Origin of the sequence: Fibrobacter sp. (assembly GCF_045131395.1) — a bacterium.
GTDB lineage: Bacteria > Fibrobacterota > Fibrobacteria > Fibrobacterales > Fibrobacteraceae > Fibrobacter.
Map to the genome: position 1 here is coordinate 77,319 of NZ_JBGUQY010000029.1, position 17,052 is coordinate 94,370.

The following is a 17,052-nucleotide window of genomic DNA, read 5'->3' on the forward strand; positions in this document are numbered from 1 at the left end:
AAAGGCGCCGATTATTATCGGCGTCTCTAATATCTTTTAGACTCGTAGAGTCTATCTATATAAATTAGACGTGCTTGACCTTGTTGTCGCCTTCGTCCCAGTACTGACCGTCGCATACGAACTTGTATTCGTAGTCGCCAGCATCGAGAGTAATCTTGCCAGTCCAGAGACCAGTCTTCTTGTCCTTCTTGAGCATGTCCTTGTCGACAGCCCAGTTGTTGAAGGAACCGGCAACGGACACGGTGGTGGCCAGCGGGCAGTTGGCTTCGAACACAACCGTCACCTTCTTGGGAGCCTTCGCAGCGGCCTTCTTGGCCGGGGCCTTCTTTTCGGCAGCAGCCTTCGGGGCGGACTTCTTAGCAGCCGGCTTAGCGGCAGCAACTTTCTTTTCTGCAGCCGGCTTTGCAGCGGTCTTCTTGGCGGCGGCCTTCGGGGCAGCCTTCTTTTCGGCCGGCTTGGCGGCCTTCGGAGCAGCCTTGGCAGCAACCTTCTTGGCAGCGCTCTTGCTCACTACGGTTTTCGTTCCTTTAGACATTGTTGATCTCCTTGCTTTGTTTGATACCAAAGATAGTAAATTTTTTTCAACCTGTCTAGTTTTGCTATATTTGGGCCATGCTCAAGCAAATTATCGCCCCTAGCGTTTTGAACGCAAATTTCCTCGAACTCGGTAACGGCCTCAAGGCCATTGAAAACGGAGGCGCAGGCCTCGTCCACCTGGATATCATGGATGGACACTTTGTTCCAAACATCAGCTTTGGCCCGGGAATCTCTGCCTGCGTGGGCAAGGGAACCAAGCTTCCGCTGGATTGCCACTTGATGATTGAGAACCCTGAAAACTATGTGGGTGAATTTGCAAAGGCCGGCGCAAGCATCATCAGCGTGCACGCCGAAACTACCAATCACCTGGATCGCCTGCTGCACCAGATTGCAGAACTCGGCGTCAAGCCCGCCGTAGCAATCAACCCGGCAACGCCTCTCGAAAGCATCAAGTATGTGCTCGACATCGTGGACATGGTCTTGATTATGTCGGTGAACCCGGGATTTGGCGGCCAGAGCCTGATTCCTTATTGCCTTGACAAGATCCGTGAACTGCGCCAGATGAAACCGGAACTCAACATCCAGATCGATGGCGGCGTCAAGCTCGACAACATTCTCGCCTGCAAGGAAGCCGGCGCAAACATCTTCGTGGTAGGCTCCGCCATTTTCGGCAAGCCCGATCCCGAAGCCGTGTGCCGCGAATTTGTGGTAAAGGTTAACGGCTAATCACACCGTTTGCGCGGTAAGATTTCTCGCCGTCACGGATAATCGCATTGTGGCGCTCCCTTTGAACGAAGGGGGCGTTTTTCTTTTGAATATTGCGCGGTTGCAGGGTACGTGGTATAGAAGATTTGACACTTTCATCATAGTAGGTTTTGCCTAAATAAGCGGCAGGCCGCTCTTCGCCACAAGACCCTATGCCGGAAACTTCGTGATTGGCAAACTGAATATCGCCGATTTTCAGGTATACCTGGTAACGCCCTTTGCCCCGTATATTCAATTTGGTCGAAATTTCAATTTCGTTATTGCCGTCGAACGTCATCACGGTATCGCCGCCCGCAATCGATATGGTACGGCTATGGATATTGCGGGAATCAATGTCCGGCAAGTCGTAATACGTGGGCATCGGGCACATCAACAAACCAGTTCCTTCCAAGTCCGTCAAAACGGCAAGCCGGACTGGAGCTTTCCACGTCAAATTGCCAAAGCCAACATTCTGTATGCGCACCTTCGCCTTGAAAATACCGTCCTCGCCCACCGTATCCGTCACCCACGATTCGCGCAACACAAAGCGGTAACCCAGATGGTCGTTGATGTACTTGAAACCCGTAAGCGAATCGACGCGTTCAAAATCGTAATCAAAATCCTTGATGTTGAACAACGTCTTTTTCCAACTGTCAATCAGGTTGTTGTTCCACTGGATGTTCAGGTAGCTCGTATGCGTGCGGAAACCCTCGTAAGAGAGAAACTCCGGCGTATTGATAACCTCGTAGCCGCTTGCCGTGGTGAGTGCCTCGCCGCCATAAGGCGTGTTGATGCCGTACTTTTCGAGCCAGGCTACACCTTCTTCGCGGCAGATAGACGATTTGCAGTCAGCTCCCCAGGTGCCATAGTCGTATTGCGTTCCCAGGTAGCCATCGTTGAACATGCCCACACGGTACATGGTGTCGCTCTTCGCCTTCGCGATTTCGGCAAACTTTTCGCCGTCAATGTGGAAGTCTACGCCCCAATTGTCAAAGCCCAACACCTTTGCCGAATAGTTGCCTGTGCGCGTGAGAATTTTCAGTTCGGGCGGAGTATTTCGCAACATCAGGTTCACCGCTTCGGCCACACGATCATAAGTAATGTTCGTATCGCTGTGCATTTCGCCGTAGGCACCGTGCATGCCCATTTCAAGGGCCACAATCACATCGGTATTTTTCGAAAGCACCGGCGCTAACTGCTTCACATGTTTTAGCACCCACTCGTGATCGGGGGTCACATTGCTCCTGCCATTGTACCACGGGTCGTAACAGATGCGCACAATCACAAAGCCCTTGTTTGCGCGGATACTGTCCAGCGATTCCTGCAATACGTTCAGGGCATCTTCAGTCAAGTCCTGGTTTTTGCCCCAGGTGGTATCTTTCTTGCCGCCGGTGGTGTCAATGCCTAGCCAGGCGTGGCTACTGAATTCCGAAATCTCGGCGCGCAGGTGTAAGAGTTTTGCCCACGGCTTGCCGATGGCCTTACCGCCCGAAGGTTTCAAATGCAGAACCTGCGGCGTATAGAATCCGCGGTCATAATTAGGGAGAGTCGACATCGCGTCGGCCGTATCGATGTCCCATTTCACGAGACCCGCCGCCAAAACTGGCGCCTGTAAAAAAGCAATCGCCAAAGCGAATATAAAAGATGCTAGCTTCATGTTTCCCCCATCAAATCGGATGCGAATTTAACCCATACTTGTAATATATATCTTTTTTTATTATATATAGTAAGAAAGGAGAACAAATATGAATATTCGCAAGAGCTTAAATAAGGTCTTCTTGTCGGCAGCAACATTCTTTTGGGCTAGCTGCGGCAACGACAGTTCCACGACCCCCGAAACACCCGAAAATGGTACAGCACCCTCAAGCCAAAGCATGGCTCCACTCGAATCGTCGTCATCCGAAACAGTCAGAGATGTTCCCGAACCGTCCAGCTCTAGCGAAGCCCAACCTGGCGAAGAACTGTCATCAGGCGAAGCCCCTATTCTGTCTAGCGATTCTGCACCCGTCGAAAGCAGTTCCAGCATAGAACCCACCCCTTCATCCAGCAGCTATTCACAATACCCGTACAAACTTGCTAGCGACACAACGGTATCATGTAATTATACGTACCAACCAACAAATAATTGCATTTCTTACGCGTCCAGCGGAAAAAAAGAAGGGCCCGATGCACGTACCCTCGAAAATCTACTAGAATACAACAAAACGCGAACGCTTGAAGAACTGGAAGCCATCGAAGACTCGCTAGAATTAACGCCCTATATGGAAGAAACCGTTTACGGCGTTCCCACCTGCGTTCAGTACGAAGTCTATACCGGTTACTCTTGCACAGACAATAAAAGCCGCTCTACAAAACAATATTACCTTGGTGAAGACAACATGGTCCACCTCCGGGAAATCGAAAGCTCCAGCAGCGCAGAACCGTCAAGCAGTTCGCAAGCTCCGGCTCCCTCGCCGCTTTGCCAAAAAGCATATTTCGTTTTAGGTCAAAACATGCGAAATGCGCTGCTTAACGAAAAGCTAAACAACCTCCAGGTACCAGATTCAGTTTCTCCACAAATCGCCCGGTGCGCTCACACTAAATTTGCCGAAAATGAAAGAGAAGAAAAGTTTATCGGTTCCGTGGCCAGAATTCAAGTTTGCGATGGCGACACCACCGACAACAAGCGTTATCTTGATAAACTTGATTCTTCTAACGTTAAGATGGAAAAAATTATCGGCGACTGTATAGATGCCGATAATCCTGCGGAATAATTTTCTGTAAAAAACAAAGTGGCCCGGCCAAAAAGAATTATTTAAATTTGGCCCTGCCATGCAAATCTACGCAGATAAAGTATTCAACATTCCTGTCGAAACCATCGAGGCTTTTGAACCCAGCGAAGTCCAAGCCGCATTGGATAAAATCGAATCATTAAAACGCAAGGGGCTGTATCTTGTAGGCTACATGCGCTATGACTTGAAGAGAGCTGCGGATAATTTGCCTTTAGTTTATTTCGAGGCATTCGAAACCTTTACACCGTTTAAGCAGAAGACTCCCGACTATAAAATCGGGACCATCGTAACGCCGAATATTACCTCAGAAGAGTATGCCGAAAAAATCGCCTACATCAAGAAGCAAATCAAGAACGGCATTACTTACGAAGTCAATTACACTTACCCCTCGACGCTAAAAACTAACGCCAGCGAATTGGACCTGTACCATTTTCTTTTGCAGAATCAGGCCACGCCCTACAACGCCTTTTTGCAGAACAAGTATGAGACCATCCTATCTTTTTCGCCGGAACTGTTCTTTACCCTGAAAGGCAACAGAATCCTGACCAAGCCCATGAAGGGCACCATCAGGCGGGGCAAGGATCCCACGGAAGACGAGGAACTGAAAAGCTTCTTGTATAATGACCTCAAGAACCGTACCGAAAACATCATGATCGTGGACTTGTTGCGCAATGACCTCGGCCGGATTTCTAAACCGGGAACCGTACGCGCCGACAAGCTTTTCGACATCGAACAGCACAAGACGCTGTTCCAGATGACTTCTGAGATTTCTTCAGAACTTAAAGAAGGTACAACGCTCAACGACATTGTCGAAGCCATTTACCCTTGCGGCTCCATTACGGGTGCACCGAAAATTTCGACCATGAACGTGATAGCCGATACGGAACCCTGCGCAAGGGGTGTCTACTGCGGTGCCATCGGGTACATCTACGAAGACGAAGTTATCTTTTCTGTACCAATTAGAATCCTGCAAAAGAAAAAAGGCGAAATTAATTACAGGTACGATGCCGGTAGCGCCATCACTTGGAGTTCCACCGCCGAAAATGAATGGGAAGAAACATTGACCAAGGCACAGTTTTTAAATACCGATTTTTCGTTGATTGAAACGGGCATTACCGATTTCGAAATGCACATCGAACGGCTCAAGAATTCCGCAAGTGCTCTCGGCTTTGTGTGGAACCCTGAAATCGAGAACCTCGGATTCGACAAGAGCGTAGTCAATCGAATCGAACTGTTCAAGGACGGCCACTTTGAAGTCACAACAAGACCGATTCCTGCACCCAAGGAAAATCCCAAAGTCAAGATTGTGCACAAGGTGGATTCTTCAAACCCTTTCCTGTATCACAAGACAAGCATCAGGCTACCCTTCCCGAAAGAGGTCTTCGACGAAATCTGCGTCAACGAAAGAGGCGAAATCACCGAAGGCACCTTTACCAATATTGGGGCCCAGATTAACGGCGTCATTTATACACCGCCTGTTGCATGCGGACTCTTGAATGGAATTACCAGACAAAAATTGCTCCGCGAGGGAGCAATCCAAGAAAAGGTTTTGTTTCCAAGCGACTTGGCGATCGCCGAAAAGATTTTTTGCTTCAACTCCGTGCGTGGCGTTGTCGAAGTAGAATTGTATAAAGATTCCGGGTCAAGCCCGGAATGACGAATTATTTATTGTAAATCGCTTCGAGAGCTGCGGCCAGGTAGGCGAGGGGTGCATTCCAGTTGATGGCCACTTCGTTGGTGGCGTAGCTGCAGCGGTTGTCGATGTAGGCGAGTGCCGGCTTGTCAGCAGCGGCATAGTTCGGGCACTTCCAATTTTCCTTGCCATCCAAATTGATATCCTGCTTGCCCAAATGCGGACCACCCACGAGCATTCCCGGCACCGGATCGTCAACCATGTCCGATTCGCTGGGGCGGTGGTGCGGATTGCGGGGGCTACGGTAGCCGAATCCGGTCACATAAGTCATGTCTTGCGGGTTCTTGCCGAGCAAGTAGTCAAGGCACTGTTGGGCGCCATCTACGTAACTCTTGTCGCCGGTGAGCAAGTAAGCGTGAACCAGTACCATGCCGTTGTTTGCCATGGCACTGTTAGAACCCCAGTTCCAGCTCCACGGGAAAGCAGGCAGGCGGTAGGCGCTGGTGTCGCCCACGGTGCGAAGGTTGTTGGCTTCGTTCAAGACTGTCTTCTTGGCGGCGGCCACTAGGTCCTTGTCGAAATTGGCGGAATCCAGGGCCACGCGGAAGGCGGCGAGCATATTCACGTTGCCCCACCAGGCGCCATCAGGCGTGAAGAGATTTTTCTTCAAGTCGTCCTGATAATACTGCTTCTTGGTGGCGCGATAGAGTTCTGCGGCGGCCCAGCGGAATTCGTCCTTGCCGTCTTCACCGTCGTGCATGTAGTTACCTGTCTGCACATCGGCGGGCTGCTTGTAGAATTCCTGCGGATGCATCTTGGCCCAAGCGTAGGCTTCTTCGGCCGCCTTGAGCACCTTGTCGGAATAGGCCTTGTCAATATTCTTGTAGACGACACTTGCCTGGGCCATGACGGCTGCAAAGTCAAGCGTTGCGGTCACGTTCTTGATGATGGCGTAACGGGCGTCGCGATCGTTTTCGGGAAGCACGCTTCCGCCGAACTTAAGCGTAGTCACCTTGTGGTAAACGCCGCCGTCCTTGTCCTGCATGGTCAGCATCCAGTCCAGATTGTAGCGGATTTCTTCAAGGAGTTCCGGGTACTTGGGGAATTCGCGGGGGATGTTCCAGGTCAGCGAATCCATGTACTTCGGGAAGTTTTCGTAGGTTTCGAGCAATGTCCACACGGTAATGCCGGAGTTCACGATGTACTTGCCGTAGTCGCCAGCATCGTACCAGCCGCGGTCGGACTTGATGACCTTGCCGTTTCCCTTGCCGCCTGTGACCTTGTCGGTACCATAAACGATAACACGATTGTCCTTATGGCCTGCGGCACGGGCCCACTTGCCGGCATACTGGGGTTCCAGAGGCATGCTGGCGCGCTGGTAGTAGAACCACTTGAGGCTTGCCTTTACCAGGTCGTCATAGACGTTCTTGCCCACTACGATGGGAGTGCCCACATATTCCTTGCCGCGGAAAAGACGGTAGGTGCCGGGTTTCTTGACGGCGGAAATATCGAAGGTCTGGACTTCTTCGCCGCTGTATTCCCAGTCGTAGACCATGGGGGCCTTCAATTTCAGGATAACCTTTCCGTTGAGGTCGTGGACTTCCAGGCCGTTGGCGTCGCTACCGGGGTAAACGACAATCTTTTCTGCATCGGGGGTAAAACCCAGCTGGTTCATCAGGGGGCCTGCAAAAGCAGACGAAAAAGACACGGCCACGGAAGCCGCACCTGCTAAAAATGCGTTTTTAGAGAAATTCATACCTAGAATATACCTAAAAAACCCCCGGAATGAATATTCCAGGGGGTGATTTTCTGTTTTCAGGGGAAAACAGGGCTTTTATTAGCCTTTCTTGCTACGATGGCTGTTCTTGATCCATTCGGTCTTGTGGACTTCCGGAATATCGTCGAGCAGCTTGAGCGTGTGCGGTTCGGTCGTGTTGTCGAGCACTTCAGCAGGAGTACCCTGGTTCACGATCTTACCGTCGTGCATGATGAAGATACGGTCAGAAACGTAGTTTGCAAGACCGATATCGTGGGTCACGAACACCACGGTCATCTTCAGTTCGTCTTTCAGCTTGCGCAGATAGTCGAGGATGTTTGCACGAACGCAGGCGTCCACCATGGAGGTGGCTTCGTCGGCGATCAACACCTTCGGACGGAGTGCGAAGATACGGGCGAGGAGCATACGCTGCATCTGACCACCGGAAAGTTCGAACGGGTACTTGCCTTCGATATCTTCGGGCTTCACGTTCACAGCCATCAGGCCTTCGTCCACGCGGCGGCGGACTTCTTCCTTGGAGGGCTTGTCCTTGAGGATGTTCAGGGCATCTTCAAGCTGGCTACGGATGGTGAAGAACTGGTTGAAGCATCCGAACGGATCCTGGAACACAGACTGCACTTCGTTCCAGTGAGCCTTCAGGTTCTTGATGGGCTTGTCGCGATACAGGAACTGACCACGGGTCGGCTTGTAAAGGCCGAGCATGATCTTGGCGAGCACGGACTTTCCGCAACCCGAACCACCCACGATGGAGATGAATTCTTCGTCATAGATGTCGAAAGAAACGTCCTTGACGGCGGTCTTGAGGGACTTGCCGGCACCAAAATCCTTGCTGATGCGCTTGGCAGAAAATACAACGGGTTTATCAGACAGCATAATCGCACCTCACTTGACGGTCGCCTACAATGCGGATGTTCTGGGTATTCTTCTTGCAGTCGGGGCATGCCTTCTTGCAGCGGGGTGCAAAGCGGCAACCCACGATCTTGTTCTTGAGGCTCGGAGGAGCGCCTTCGATAGCCACCGGATGGCGAGTACGCTGGGAGGCTTCGGTACTGAGCATGGCGCCCATGAGGGCCTGGGTGTAGGGGTGACGCGGGTCCTTGACGACCTGGTCAGCTGTACCGTATTCCACGATTTCGCCGGCGTACATGATGGCGATATTGTCGGCCACGTGGTACAGGAGCGGAAGTTCGTGGGTAATGAAGATCATCGTGGAGAAGATACCCTTGTCAAGAAGATCGAAGATCATCTTGATCACTTCCTTCTGGGTAGAAACGTCCAGAGCGGAAGTCGGTTCGTCAGCGATCACCATCTGCGGGTTGAGCAAGGTGGAGATACCGATCACGGAACGCTGGCGTTCACCGGCGGTGAGCTGAATCGGGTAGGAGTTCAGCACGCGCTTGGTGTCCATGCCGAACAAGTCGAAACGTTCGCAAAGACGGTCGTAGATTTCCTTGCTGTCGAGCTTCTTGCCCGGCTGCTGGTGGGCTGCGATCACGTCGGCAGCGATATCCTTGATCTTACGAACCGGGTTAAGAGCGTTGAATGCGCCCTGCGGAATCATGGAGACCTGCTGGGCAAGCACGTTGGCGCGCACGTCTTCGAGCTTGCGGTGCATCAGGGATTCCATCTTGTCGCCGACGCGCACGCGCACATCACCCTTTTCGGGGTAGAGCGGCGGAATGCACATGCCCATAAGGCCGGACACCAAGGTGGACTTACCACAACCAGATTCACCTGCGATACCGAGGATTTCACCCTTCTTCATGGAGAAGGACACATCCGTCACGGCATGAGTCTTGTCGCCGAAACGGCCAAGGTAATAGAGGCCGAGATTTTCTACTTCAAATACATTTTCAGACATTTCGTTACCTCTTATTTGCGCAGACGCGGGTTAAAGACGCCTTCCATAGAAGTATTGATGAGGTAAAGGGCAAACACCGTGAGGGTCACCACCAGGGTAGCCGGGATAAAGGCAATCCAGATGGAGTCGGCAAGAGCGCCGTTGTCCTTTGCCTGGTTCAGGATGATACCGAGGCTAGTCGTGTCGACAGGGCCAAGGCCGATCATGGAGATGGAAGCTTCGGAAAGAATGCCCGAACCCACCTGCATGATGAACACCATGAACACGTAAGAGAGCAAGTACGGAAGCACATGCTTAATCACGATCGTGAGCGTGGAAGCACCGTTGATGCGAGCGAGAGCGATGTGGTCGCGGCTACGCAGAGAAGATGCCTGGGCACGCACCGCACGAGCAGACCAGCTCCATGCGGTAAGACCGATGATGAGGCCGATCAAGGTGAGGGAACGACCGTCCTTCACGGCAGAGCTGATGAGCACGAGAATCACGAACTGCGGAATCACGATGAAGAGGTTCGTGAACATGTTCAGCACTTCGTCGATCCAACCGCCGCGGAAACCGCCGAACAGACCGATAAGCACACCGATCGTGGTTGCAATGATACCGGCCACAAAGCCCACATAGAGGGAGCTGCGGAGGCCAGCGATCAACAGGGACACATAGTCACGACCCAGGTGGTCAGTACCGAGCAAGTGTTCAGAAGAAGAACCTGCATACGGACCGGCGAGAATGTCACGGGCGTGAGTATCGACGCTGTAGAAGAGAGGTCCAAAAAGTGCGATCAGGAGCGTGAGCACGAAGATCGAGATACCGATGACGAACATCGGGGACTTGAGAAGATTTCTTAAGAGTTTAATCATGATTACTTACCTCCCATTTGGAGACCGGCCTTCACGCGCGGATCGAACACGGCGATGAGCACGTCAACGGCATAGTTGGCGACGAGCACGCAGGTCGAGATCATGAGGGTACAACCCTGAATCGTTGCGTAGTCGTTCTTCTGGATGGCGTTGAGCATTGCCATACCGAGGCCCGGATAAGAGAAGATCATTTCGGTAATGAGTGCGCCACCCACCATGGCACCGAGGCTCTGAGCAAGACCGGTGAGCTGCGGGAGCATTGCGTTACGGAACACGTAGCTGATGATCTTGCCTTCGCGAAGACCGAGCCACTTGGCGTACTTCATGTAGTCGGTACCGAGTTCATAAATGGACATGGAACGCATACCCGTTGCCTGACCCGAAAGAAGAATCGGGAAGCAGCTGAAGAACGGGAGGATGTAGTACCAAGCGACGCTCTTGATGCAGGTCCAGGAGAAGGTGAGTTCCGGAATGTCGGAGCTGTAAGCACCCATAGCCGGGAACCAGCCGAGCGTGATGGAGAACATGGCCACCAAAAGCATACCGAACACGAAGTACGGCACACCGTTCAGGAACATGGCGCAGGGGAAGAATACCTTGTCGAAGATGCCGCGCTTGTAAGCTGCGAAGGCACCGAGCAGGTTACCAATGATCCAGCCGAGCAAGATGGTCGGAGCCTGGATGAGGAGCGTCCACGGGAGGGACTTCTTGATCACGTTGGTCACCGGTTCGTTGTTCTGGTAAGAGAGACCGAGGTCACCCTTGAACACGTTGCCAATGTAACGGAGGAACTGAGAGAAAGCGGAAGAAAGCTTCGGATCGGTCTTGAGAACGACTTCGTCCACCATCACGGTGTCCTGGCGTTCGGCCTGAACCTGTTCCATAACAGCAACCTGTTCGACCTTAGCGACCTTCTTCTTGCCCTTCTTTTCCATGACCGGCTTGCCCTTGGCATCGAGAACCGGCTTTTCTTCGAAGACCGGCTTGCCTTCGGCGTCAACCTTCTGGCGTTCCACCATCTTCGGGGTGCCATCTTCGTTGACTTCCTTCACGGTCACGAGTACCGGATTGCCAGCGTCGTCGAGCTTGGCGACCTTGCGGGTAACCATCTGACCATTTTCGTCGACTTCCGGTTCATAAATCACGTTGCCCTGATCGTCGAGTTCGGCCATACCGAAGGACACCAGGAGTTCGGCTTTCTTCTTCTGGGCTTCAGTCGGAGAAAGACCCTTACCGGCCTGACCCATGATAATGTCGACCGGGTTATTATCGCCAAGACGCGGCAAGGCGAAGTTCAATGCCACTGCAAAAACGAAGGTCAGGAGATACCAGAACCCCTTCTGCAGGACATAGCGTAGCATAGGATATTGTTTAAGCATTTGTATTCCTTTAACCTTTATTTAGCAAGCTTTAAGTTCCAGAGAATCTTGGTGCCCGAAGCCACCCAGGGGAGCTGGGCCGGAGCGTACGGGTTTTCGGCAGTGGGCCAGTTGGTCCACACGCGGTCGCTGAATTCGTAGAACTGTTCAGGCAGGTAAACCAGCGGAATAGAGGGCTGGTCTTCCATAAAGATCTTGTTGAGTTCGCGGTATGCCTTTGCGATTTCGGTAGAATCCGTCATCAGAGGAATAGCGGAGAGGAGCTGGTCCACTTCGGGGCGGAAGCCTTCGGAACCCGGCTGGTTGTAACGGCCGATGTTCACGCCTGCCCAGGCGCCCAGCGGCTGCCAGTCACGAGCAGCCATGATTTCGTTGAAGCGGCTCCAGGGGAGAGACGGGGTCACGTCTGCAACCGGCTTGTGCATCACGAGGTCGAAGTTACCAAGACCCATGGCCGGCCAGTAAGAACCGCCGTCCACAAAGCCTTCACGGATATCGATACCGGCCTTGCGCATGCCTTCCACGGCGATGGTCACCATGGCTTCCCAGTCAGTCCAGCCGTTCGGGCTGGTGATGTAGAGGGTCGGGAGCTTTTCGCCCTTGGCGTTTTCCATGTGGTCCAGGGTACCGTCGTCATTGAACACGGACTTGAAACCGGCTTCGGAAAGAATCTGCTTCACGGCGGCGAGGCGTTCGGCTTCGTCGCTGATGCCGAGGTTCACGCCATACTTGTCCAGGTCTTCGTCGACAATGTACTTGCCTTCGAGGTCCGTCGGCATGATGAGGCCGGCCTTAAGGGTGGAGGTGTAGTTGGAAACGGCGAACTGGCGCAGAGCGTTGTAGTCGATGGCGGTAGCCAGGGCACGACGGAAGCGCTTGTCGTTCAGGGGTTCCTTAAGGGTGTTGATCACGAGCATGGGCATTGCACCCGGGCGGAAATAAGGCGGTTCGTTCCACCAGGTGTGGACGCCTGCCGAAGCCTTACGGGCGATACGCGGAATGAAGCTCTGGGAGGCATCGAGGTTGCCTTCACGCATAGCAATCGTGTTGTGTTCGTTGTTCTTGTAAATCGGGTGAACAATGAACTTCGGAGCCGGAAGCTGGCCGTTGTGGAGGGCGGCGTTGCCCCAGTAGTCGTCGCGACGTTCAAGAATAATCTTGTTCGGGTCGGCGCTGCGGAGGTTGTACGGGCCGGAAACCACCGGATTCTGGTCCATGGGAAGCTTCTTCGTTTCGTCCAGGCCCTTTTCCTTGATCAGGGGTTCGAACACGTGGGACGGAGCGATACGGGTGGACTGCAACATGTCGCGCACGGTCAGCGGGTTGTTGCGCTTGTCCTTGGCGACCATGAAGGAGAGACGTTCGGCAACGGTGCCGTCTTCGTTCTTCTGCAGGGTATCGATATGGATTGCGGAAATCTGTTCGGTAGAGTTGATGGATCCACGCAGGAACATGAAGGTCACGTCCACGGAGGTCACCGGCTTGCCATCGCTCCACTTGGCAGCGGGGTTCAGGTCCACAACGATGGAGTCGTTATTGGAGAGTTCCTCGACCAAGGTGCCCAGAAGGGGTTCAATCTGACCGTTCAGGGAGTTGTACGTGATGAGCGGTTCGTACATGAGGTTGAAGCGTCCGCCTACCGGCCAAGAAGCCATCCAGCTTTCTGCTAGCGGGTTGAAAGAACCCGGAGCATCATTCTGCTGGCCCGACAAGTATAGCGTCTGTTGACGGGGAAGCGCGCCACCCAGATCACCTTCCGAAGATGCGTTGCCGCAACCCGAAAGGAGTGCACCGGATGCCGAGAGCGCAAGCGCCGTCTTGGCAATCGATTTAAGTCCAATCATGTGTGTCCTCTTTTATGAGCTGTAATAAGCTTAGTTTAAAAGCTTAGTGTGAAAAAATTCTCTCGTAATATAGATTTAAAAAAAATAGTTGATATGGGCTTTTTAGAAAATAGTGTTTACAAATCGCTATAGGACATAGGATTAGCGAACTAATGATTACAGAAGTTTACAGAGTGCGTTTTTTACTTTGTCTATAGTGGGCTTGCGTGACGATAAAAGAAGTTATAGCTTTTATCTATAGGTAGATATCGGAATTATATATGCAGATATTTGCATAGGTGCATTGACATGAATATAGAGCTTTCCTATATTTAGCCATATAAAAAATATGTTAGCCGGCTCCAAATGGGCCACTACCTATATTTAAACGAGTTTTTAACAAGAGGCTAAAATGGCTAAACCAGAAACTATATGCATCCAGGGCGGTTGGCAGCCGAAAAACGGCGAACCCCGCGTCCTCCCCATCTACCAGAGCACCACTTTCAAGTATGAATCTACCAACGCAATGGCAGACCTGTTCGACTTGAAGGCCACGGGTTACTTCTACACCCGTCTGCAGAACCCGACCAACGACGCCGTGGCTGCAAAGATCGCCGCTCTCGAAGGTGGTGTCGCTGCCATGCTCACGAGCTCCGGTCAGGCTGCTAGCTTCTATTCCGTGTTCAACGTTTGCGAAGCGGGCGACCACTTCATCAGCACCAGCGCTATTTACGGTGGTACCAGCAACCTCTTCAGCGTTACCATGAAGAAGCTTGGTATCGATTGCACCTTCGTTGACCAGGATGCTTCTGACGAAGAAATCGAAAAGGCTTTCCGCCCGAACACCAAGTGCTTCTTCGGCGAAACTGTTGCAAACCCGGCCGGTAAGGTTCTCGACCTCAAGCGCTTTGCAGATCTCGCTCACAAGCACGGCGTTCCGATGATCGTCGATAACACCTTCCCGACTCCGATTATCTGCCGTCCGTTCGAATTCGGCGTGGATATCGTGACGCACGCAACCACCAAGTACATGGATGGCCATGCTACTTGCGTTGGCGGCTGCATTGTGGATAGCGGTAACTTCGACTGGGAAGCCCATCACGACAAGTTCAAGGGCCTCACCGAACCGGATCCGAGCTATCACGGTCTCGCCTACACGAAGGCATTTGGCAAGGGTGCTTACATCACGAAGGCTACTGCCCAGCTCATGCGCGACCTCGGCTCCATTCAGGCACCGCAGAACGCATTCCTCCTGAACATCGGTCTTGAAACCCTTCACCTGCGTATGCCGCGTCACTGCGAAAACGCTCTCGCTTGCGCCAAGTTCCTCAAGAACCACCCGAAGGTGGCTTGGGTCAACTACGCTGGCCTCGAAGACAGCCCGTACTATGCATTGGCTCAGAAGCAGTTCAAGGGTGGCCTCCCGTGCGGTGTGCTCACGTTCGGCATCAAGGGCGGTCGTGAAAAGTCTATTCAGTTCATGGATAGCCTCAAGATGATCTGCATCGTGACTCACGTGGCCGACGCCCGTAGCTGCGTGCTCCACCCGGCTAGCCACACTCACCGTCAGCTCACCGATGAACAGCTCATCGAAGCAGGCGTTGCACCGGATCTCATCCGTTTCAGCGTCGGTATCGAAAATGTCGAAGACATTATTGCCGACTTGACTCAGGCTCTGGACAAAGTGTAATAATTTTTGTTTATAGCTAGACTTTTAAGGTGATTTTTTTATCCCCAGTGTATCTGGGGATTTTTTTAATTTGCCTAAAATTTCTTATAAAATAACGATTGGGCAAAATCAAATAAAGTGTAAGTTTTTTGTATAAAATAAATTGAGAGGTACCCCTTGTCAAGGGGTACCCTTTATTGTAACTTTGTTTACAAAGAGAATTTTGAGGGTTAGGAGTCCATCAAACACCTCGGGAGGTCCTGCTGCGCAAGTGGTGGGGCCTCCTTTTTGCTTTAATAAGGCTTGAAAAAGGCCCTTTTGGGGTTTGTGTTCGTGTAAAGGGTGTGTAAGAAATTCTATCTTTACCCCCGAAAAATTAAAAGGATAGAACTATGGCTAAGTATAATCCGCAAGAGATCGAAACCAAGTGGCAAGCCTACTGGGAAGAACATCAAACTTTCAAAACGGGCACCGATAAATCCAAGCCCAAGTATTACTGCCTGGACATGTTCCCGTACCCGAGTGGTGCTGGCCTCCATGTGGGTCACCCCGAAGGTTACACCGCAACGGACATCATCTGCCGCTACAAGCGCAGCCGCGGTTTCAATGTGCTCCACCCCATGGGTTGGGACGCTTTCGGCCTCCCTGCCGAACAGTACGCCATCCAGACCGGTACGCATCCGGCCATTACCACCAAGAAGAACTGCGACAATTTCCGCCGCCAGATTAAGCGCCTTGGCCTTAGCTACGACTGGAACAAGGAAGTCAACACCACCGACCCGAAGTATTACAAGTGGACGCAGTGGATTTTCAAGCGCCTTTACGGCACCTGGTTCGATGAAGACCAGCAGAAGGGTCGCCCGATTGAAGAACTCCCGATTCCTGCCGACGTGGAAGCCAAGGGTGCAGCCGAAGTCCGCAAGTATAAGGACGGCAAGCGTCTCGCTTACTACGCCGATGCTCAGGTGTGGTGGTGCAAGCACTGCAAGATTGTGTGCGCCAACGAAGAAGTCTTGAATGACGGTTCTCACGAAAAGTGCGGCACCAAGGAAGTCGAACGCCGTAACCTCAAGCAGTGGCTCATGCGCATCCCGCTGTATGGCGACCGCCTCTTGAAGGGCCTCGACAAGCTCGACTGGCCGCAGGGCGTGAAGGACATGCAGAAGAACTGGATCGGCAAGAGCTTCGGTGCCGAAGTGGACTTTGCCATTGCCGACGCTGAAGGCAAGCCGACCGAAAAGAAGCTCCGCGTCTACACGACCCGTTGCGATACGCTGTTCGGTGCAACCTACATGGTGGTGGCTCCGGAACACGCTATGGTGCCGGAACTCACGACTGCCGAACAGAAGGCCGCCGTGGAAGAATACGTGCACGCCGCCGCTCTCAAGAGCGACCTCGACCGTACGGAACTCGCCAAGGAAAAGACCGGCGTGTTTACCGGTTCCTATGCTGTGAACCCGCTCACCGGCACGAAGATTCCGGTGTGGGTTGCCGACTACGTTCTGACCGGTTACGGCACGGGCGCTATCATGGCTGTGCCTGCCCACGATACCCGCGACTTCGATTTCGCGAAGAAGTTCAACCTGCCCGTCATCTGCATCATGGAACCCGATGCAAGCTGCCCCGAAGATGTTCGCCCGAAGGTTCTCGCTGGCGAAGCTTGCTGGGCTGCCGATGGCACTTACATCAACAGCGAAAATGCAACCCTCTGCCTGAACGGCCTCAACAAGAAGCAGGGTATCGCCAAGGTCATCGAATGGCTCGAAGCCAACAAGATCGGTAAGGCTACGGTGAACTACAAGCTCCGCGACTGGCTCTTCAGCCGTCAGCGCTACTGGGGCGAACCGTTCCCGATTATCCACTGGGAAGATGGTGAAATTTCTACCGTCGATGACGCCGAACTTCCGGTGCTTTTGCCGGAACTCAAGGACTACAAGCCGGGTGACGGTGGACAGTCTCCGCTCGCCAACGCCACCGAATGGCTTCAGGTGACCGACAAGA

At 52.6% G+C, this 17,052-nt stretch carries 13 protein-coding genes; 5 read left to right on the forward strand and 8 right to left on the reverse strand.

Annotated elements, in window-relative coordinates; all coding sequences use genetic code 11:
- Window positions 1-64: 64 nt before the first annotated feature.
- Window positions 65-535 carry a glycogen-binding domain-containing protein gene (locus ACJMNB_RS08885; RefSeq protein WP_405341582.1) on the reverse strand — a complete coding sequence of 157 codons (471 nt, stop codon included), beginning with the start codon at window positions 533-535 and terminating at the stop codon, window positions 65-67.
- A gap of 77 nt (window positions 536-612) precedes the next feature.
- Here ACJMNB_RS08885 and rpe point away from each other — a divergent pair, with 77 nt between their 5' ends.
- Window positions 613-1,263 carry a ribulose-phosphate 3-epimerase gene (rpe, locus tag ACJMNB_RS08890; protein WP_405341585.1) on the forward strand — a complete coding sequence of 217 codons (651 nt, stop codon included), beginning with the start codon at window positions 613-615 and terminating at the stop codon, window positions 1,261-1,263.
- Here the strand turns inward: rpe and ACJMNB_RS08895 are convergent.
- Window positions 1,253-2,938, reverse strand: coding sequence for a DUF4832 domain-containing protein (locus ACJMNB_RS08895; protein ID WP_405341588.1), 1,686 nt, complete (start codon window positions 2,936-2,938; stop codon window positions 1,253-1,255). The two genes, rpe and ACJMNB_RS08895, sit on opposite strands and share 11 nt — an antisense overlap.
- A gap of 88 nt (window positions 2,939-3,026) precedes the next feature.
- Here ACJMNB_RS08895 and ACJMNB_RS08900 point away from each other — a divergent pair, with 88 nt between their 5' ends.
- Window positions 3,027-4,034, forward strand: a complete 1,008-nt coding sequence (locus tag ACJMNB_RS08900) for a hypothetical protein (protein ID WP_405341591.1) — start codon at window positions 3,027-3,029, stop codon at window positions 4,032-4,034.
- A gap of 58 nt (window positions 4,035-4,092) precedes the next feature.
- Window positions 4,093-5,709 carry a chorismate-binding protein gene (locus ACJMNB_RS08905; protein ID WP_405341594.1) on the forward strand — a complete coding sequence of 539 codons (1,617 nt, stop codon included), beginning with the start codon at window positions 4,093-4,095 and terminating at the stop codon, window positions 5,707-5,709.
- Between the two features lie 4 nt (window positions 5,710-5,713).
- Here ACJMNB_RS08905 and ACJMNB_RS08910 read toward each other — a convergent pair whose 3' ends face one another.
- The 6 genes from ACJMNB_RS08910 to ACJMNB_RS08935 form a co-directional block, all read right to left on the reverse strand.
- Window positions 5,714-7,441 (reverse strand): glycoside hydrolase family 9 protein, encoded by a 1,728-nt coding sequence (locus tag ACJMNB_RS08910; RefSeq protein WP_405341596.1) that lies wholly within the window; start codon window positions 7,439-7,441, stop codon window positions 5,714-5,716.
- An 81-nt stretch (window positions 7,442-7,522) separates the two neighbouring features.
- Entirely contained in the window at window positions 7,523-8,335 is an 813-nt protein-coding gene (locus ACJMNB_RS08915; protein ID WP_405341598.1) for an ABC transporter ATP-binding protein, read from the reverse strand.
- Window positions 8,325-9,323, reverse strand: a complete 999-nt coding sequence (locus tag ACJMNB_RS08920; protein WP_405341600.1) for an ABC transporter ATP-binding protein — start codon at window positions 9,321-9,323, stop codon at window positions 8,325-8,327. Before ACJMNB_RS08920 ends, ACJMNB_RS08915 begins: the two co-directional genes overlap by 11 nt.
- Window positions 9,324-9,334: 11 nt before the next feature.
- Window positions 9,335-10,180: an ABC transporter permease gene (locus ACJMNB_RS08925; RefSeq protein WP_173351412.1), complete on the reverse strand. Its 846-nt coding sequence runs from the start codon at window positions 10,178-10,180 to the stop codon at window positions 9,335-9,337.
- Between the two features lie 2 nt (window positions 10,181-10,182).
- Window positions 10,183-11,541 carry an ABC transporter permease gene (locus tag ACJMNB_RS08930; RefSeq protein WP_405341603.1) on the reverse strand — a complete coding sequence of 453 codons (1,359 nt, stop codon included), beginning with the start codon at window positions 11,539-11,541 and terminating at the stop codon, window positions 10,183-10,185.
- A 35-nt stretch (window positions 11,542-11,576) separates the two neighbouring features.
- Entirely contained in the window at window positions 11,577-13,403 is a 1,827-nt protein-coding gene (locus tag ACJMNB_RS08935; protein WP_405341604.1) for an ABC transporter substrate-binding protein, read from the reverse strand.
- A 391-nt stretch (window positions 13,404-13,794) separates the two neighbouring features.
- Here ACJMNB_RS08935 and ACJMNB_RS08940 point away from each other — a divergent pair, with 391 nt between their 5' ends.
- Complete coding sequence (locus ACJMNB_RS08940; protein WP_405341606.1) at window positions 13,795-15,072, forward strand: O-acetylhomoserine aminocarboxypropyltransferase/cysteine synthase family protein; 1,278 nt, start codon at window positions 13,795-13,797, stop codon at window positions 15,070-15,072.
- 371 nt (window positions 15,073-15,443) lie between these two features.
- A partial coding sequence (locus ACJMNB_RS08945; RefSeq protein ID WP_405341608.1) for a class I tRNA ligase family protein occupies window positions 15,444-17,052 on the forward strand: 1,609 nt, incomplete at its 3' end.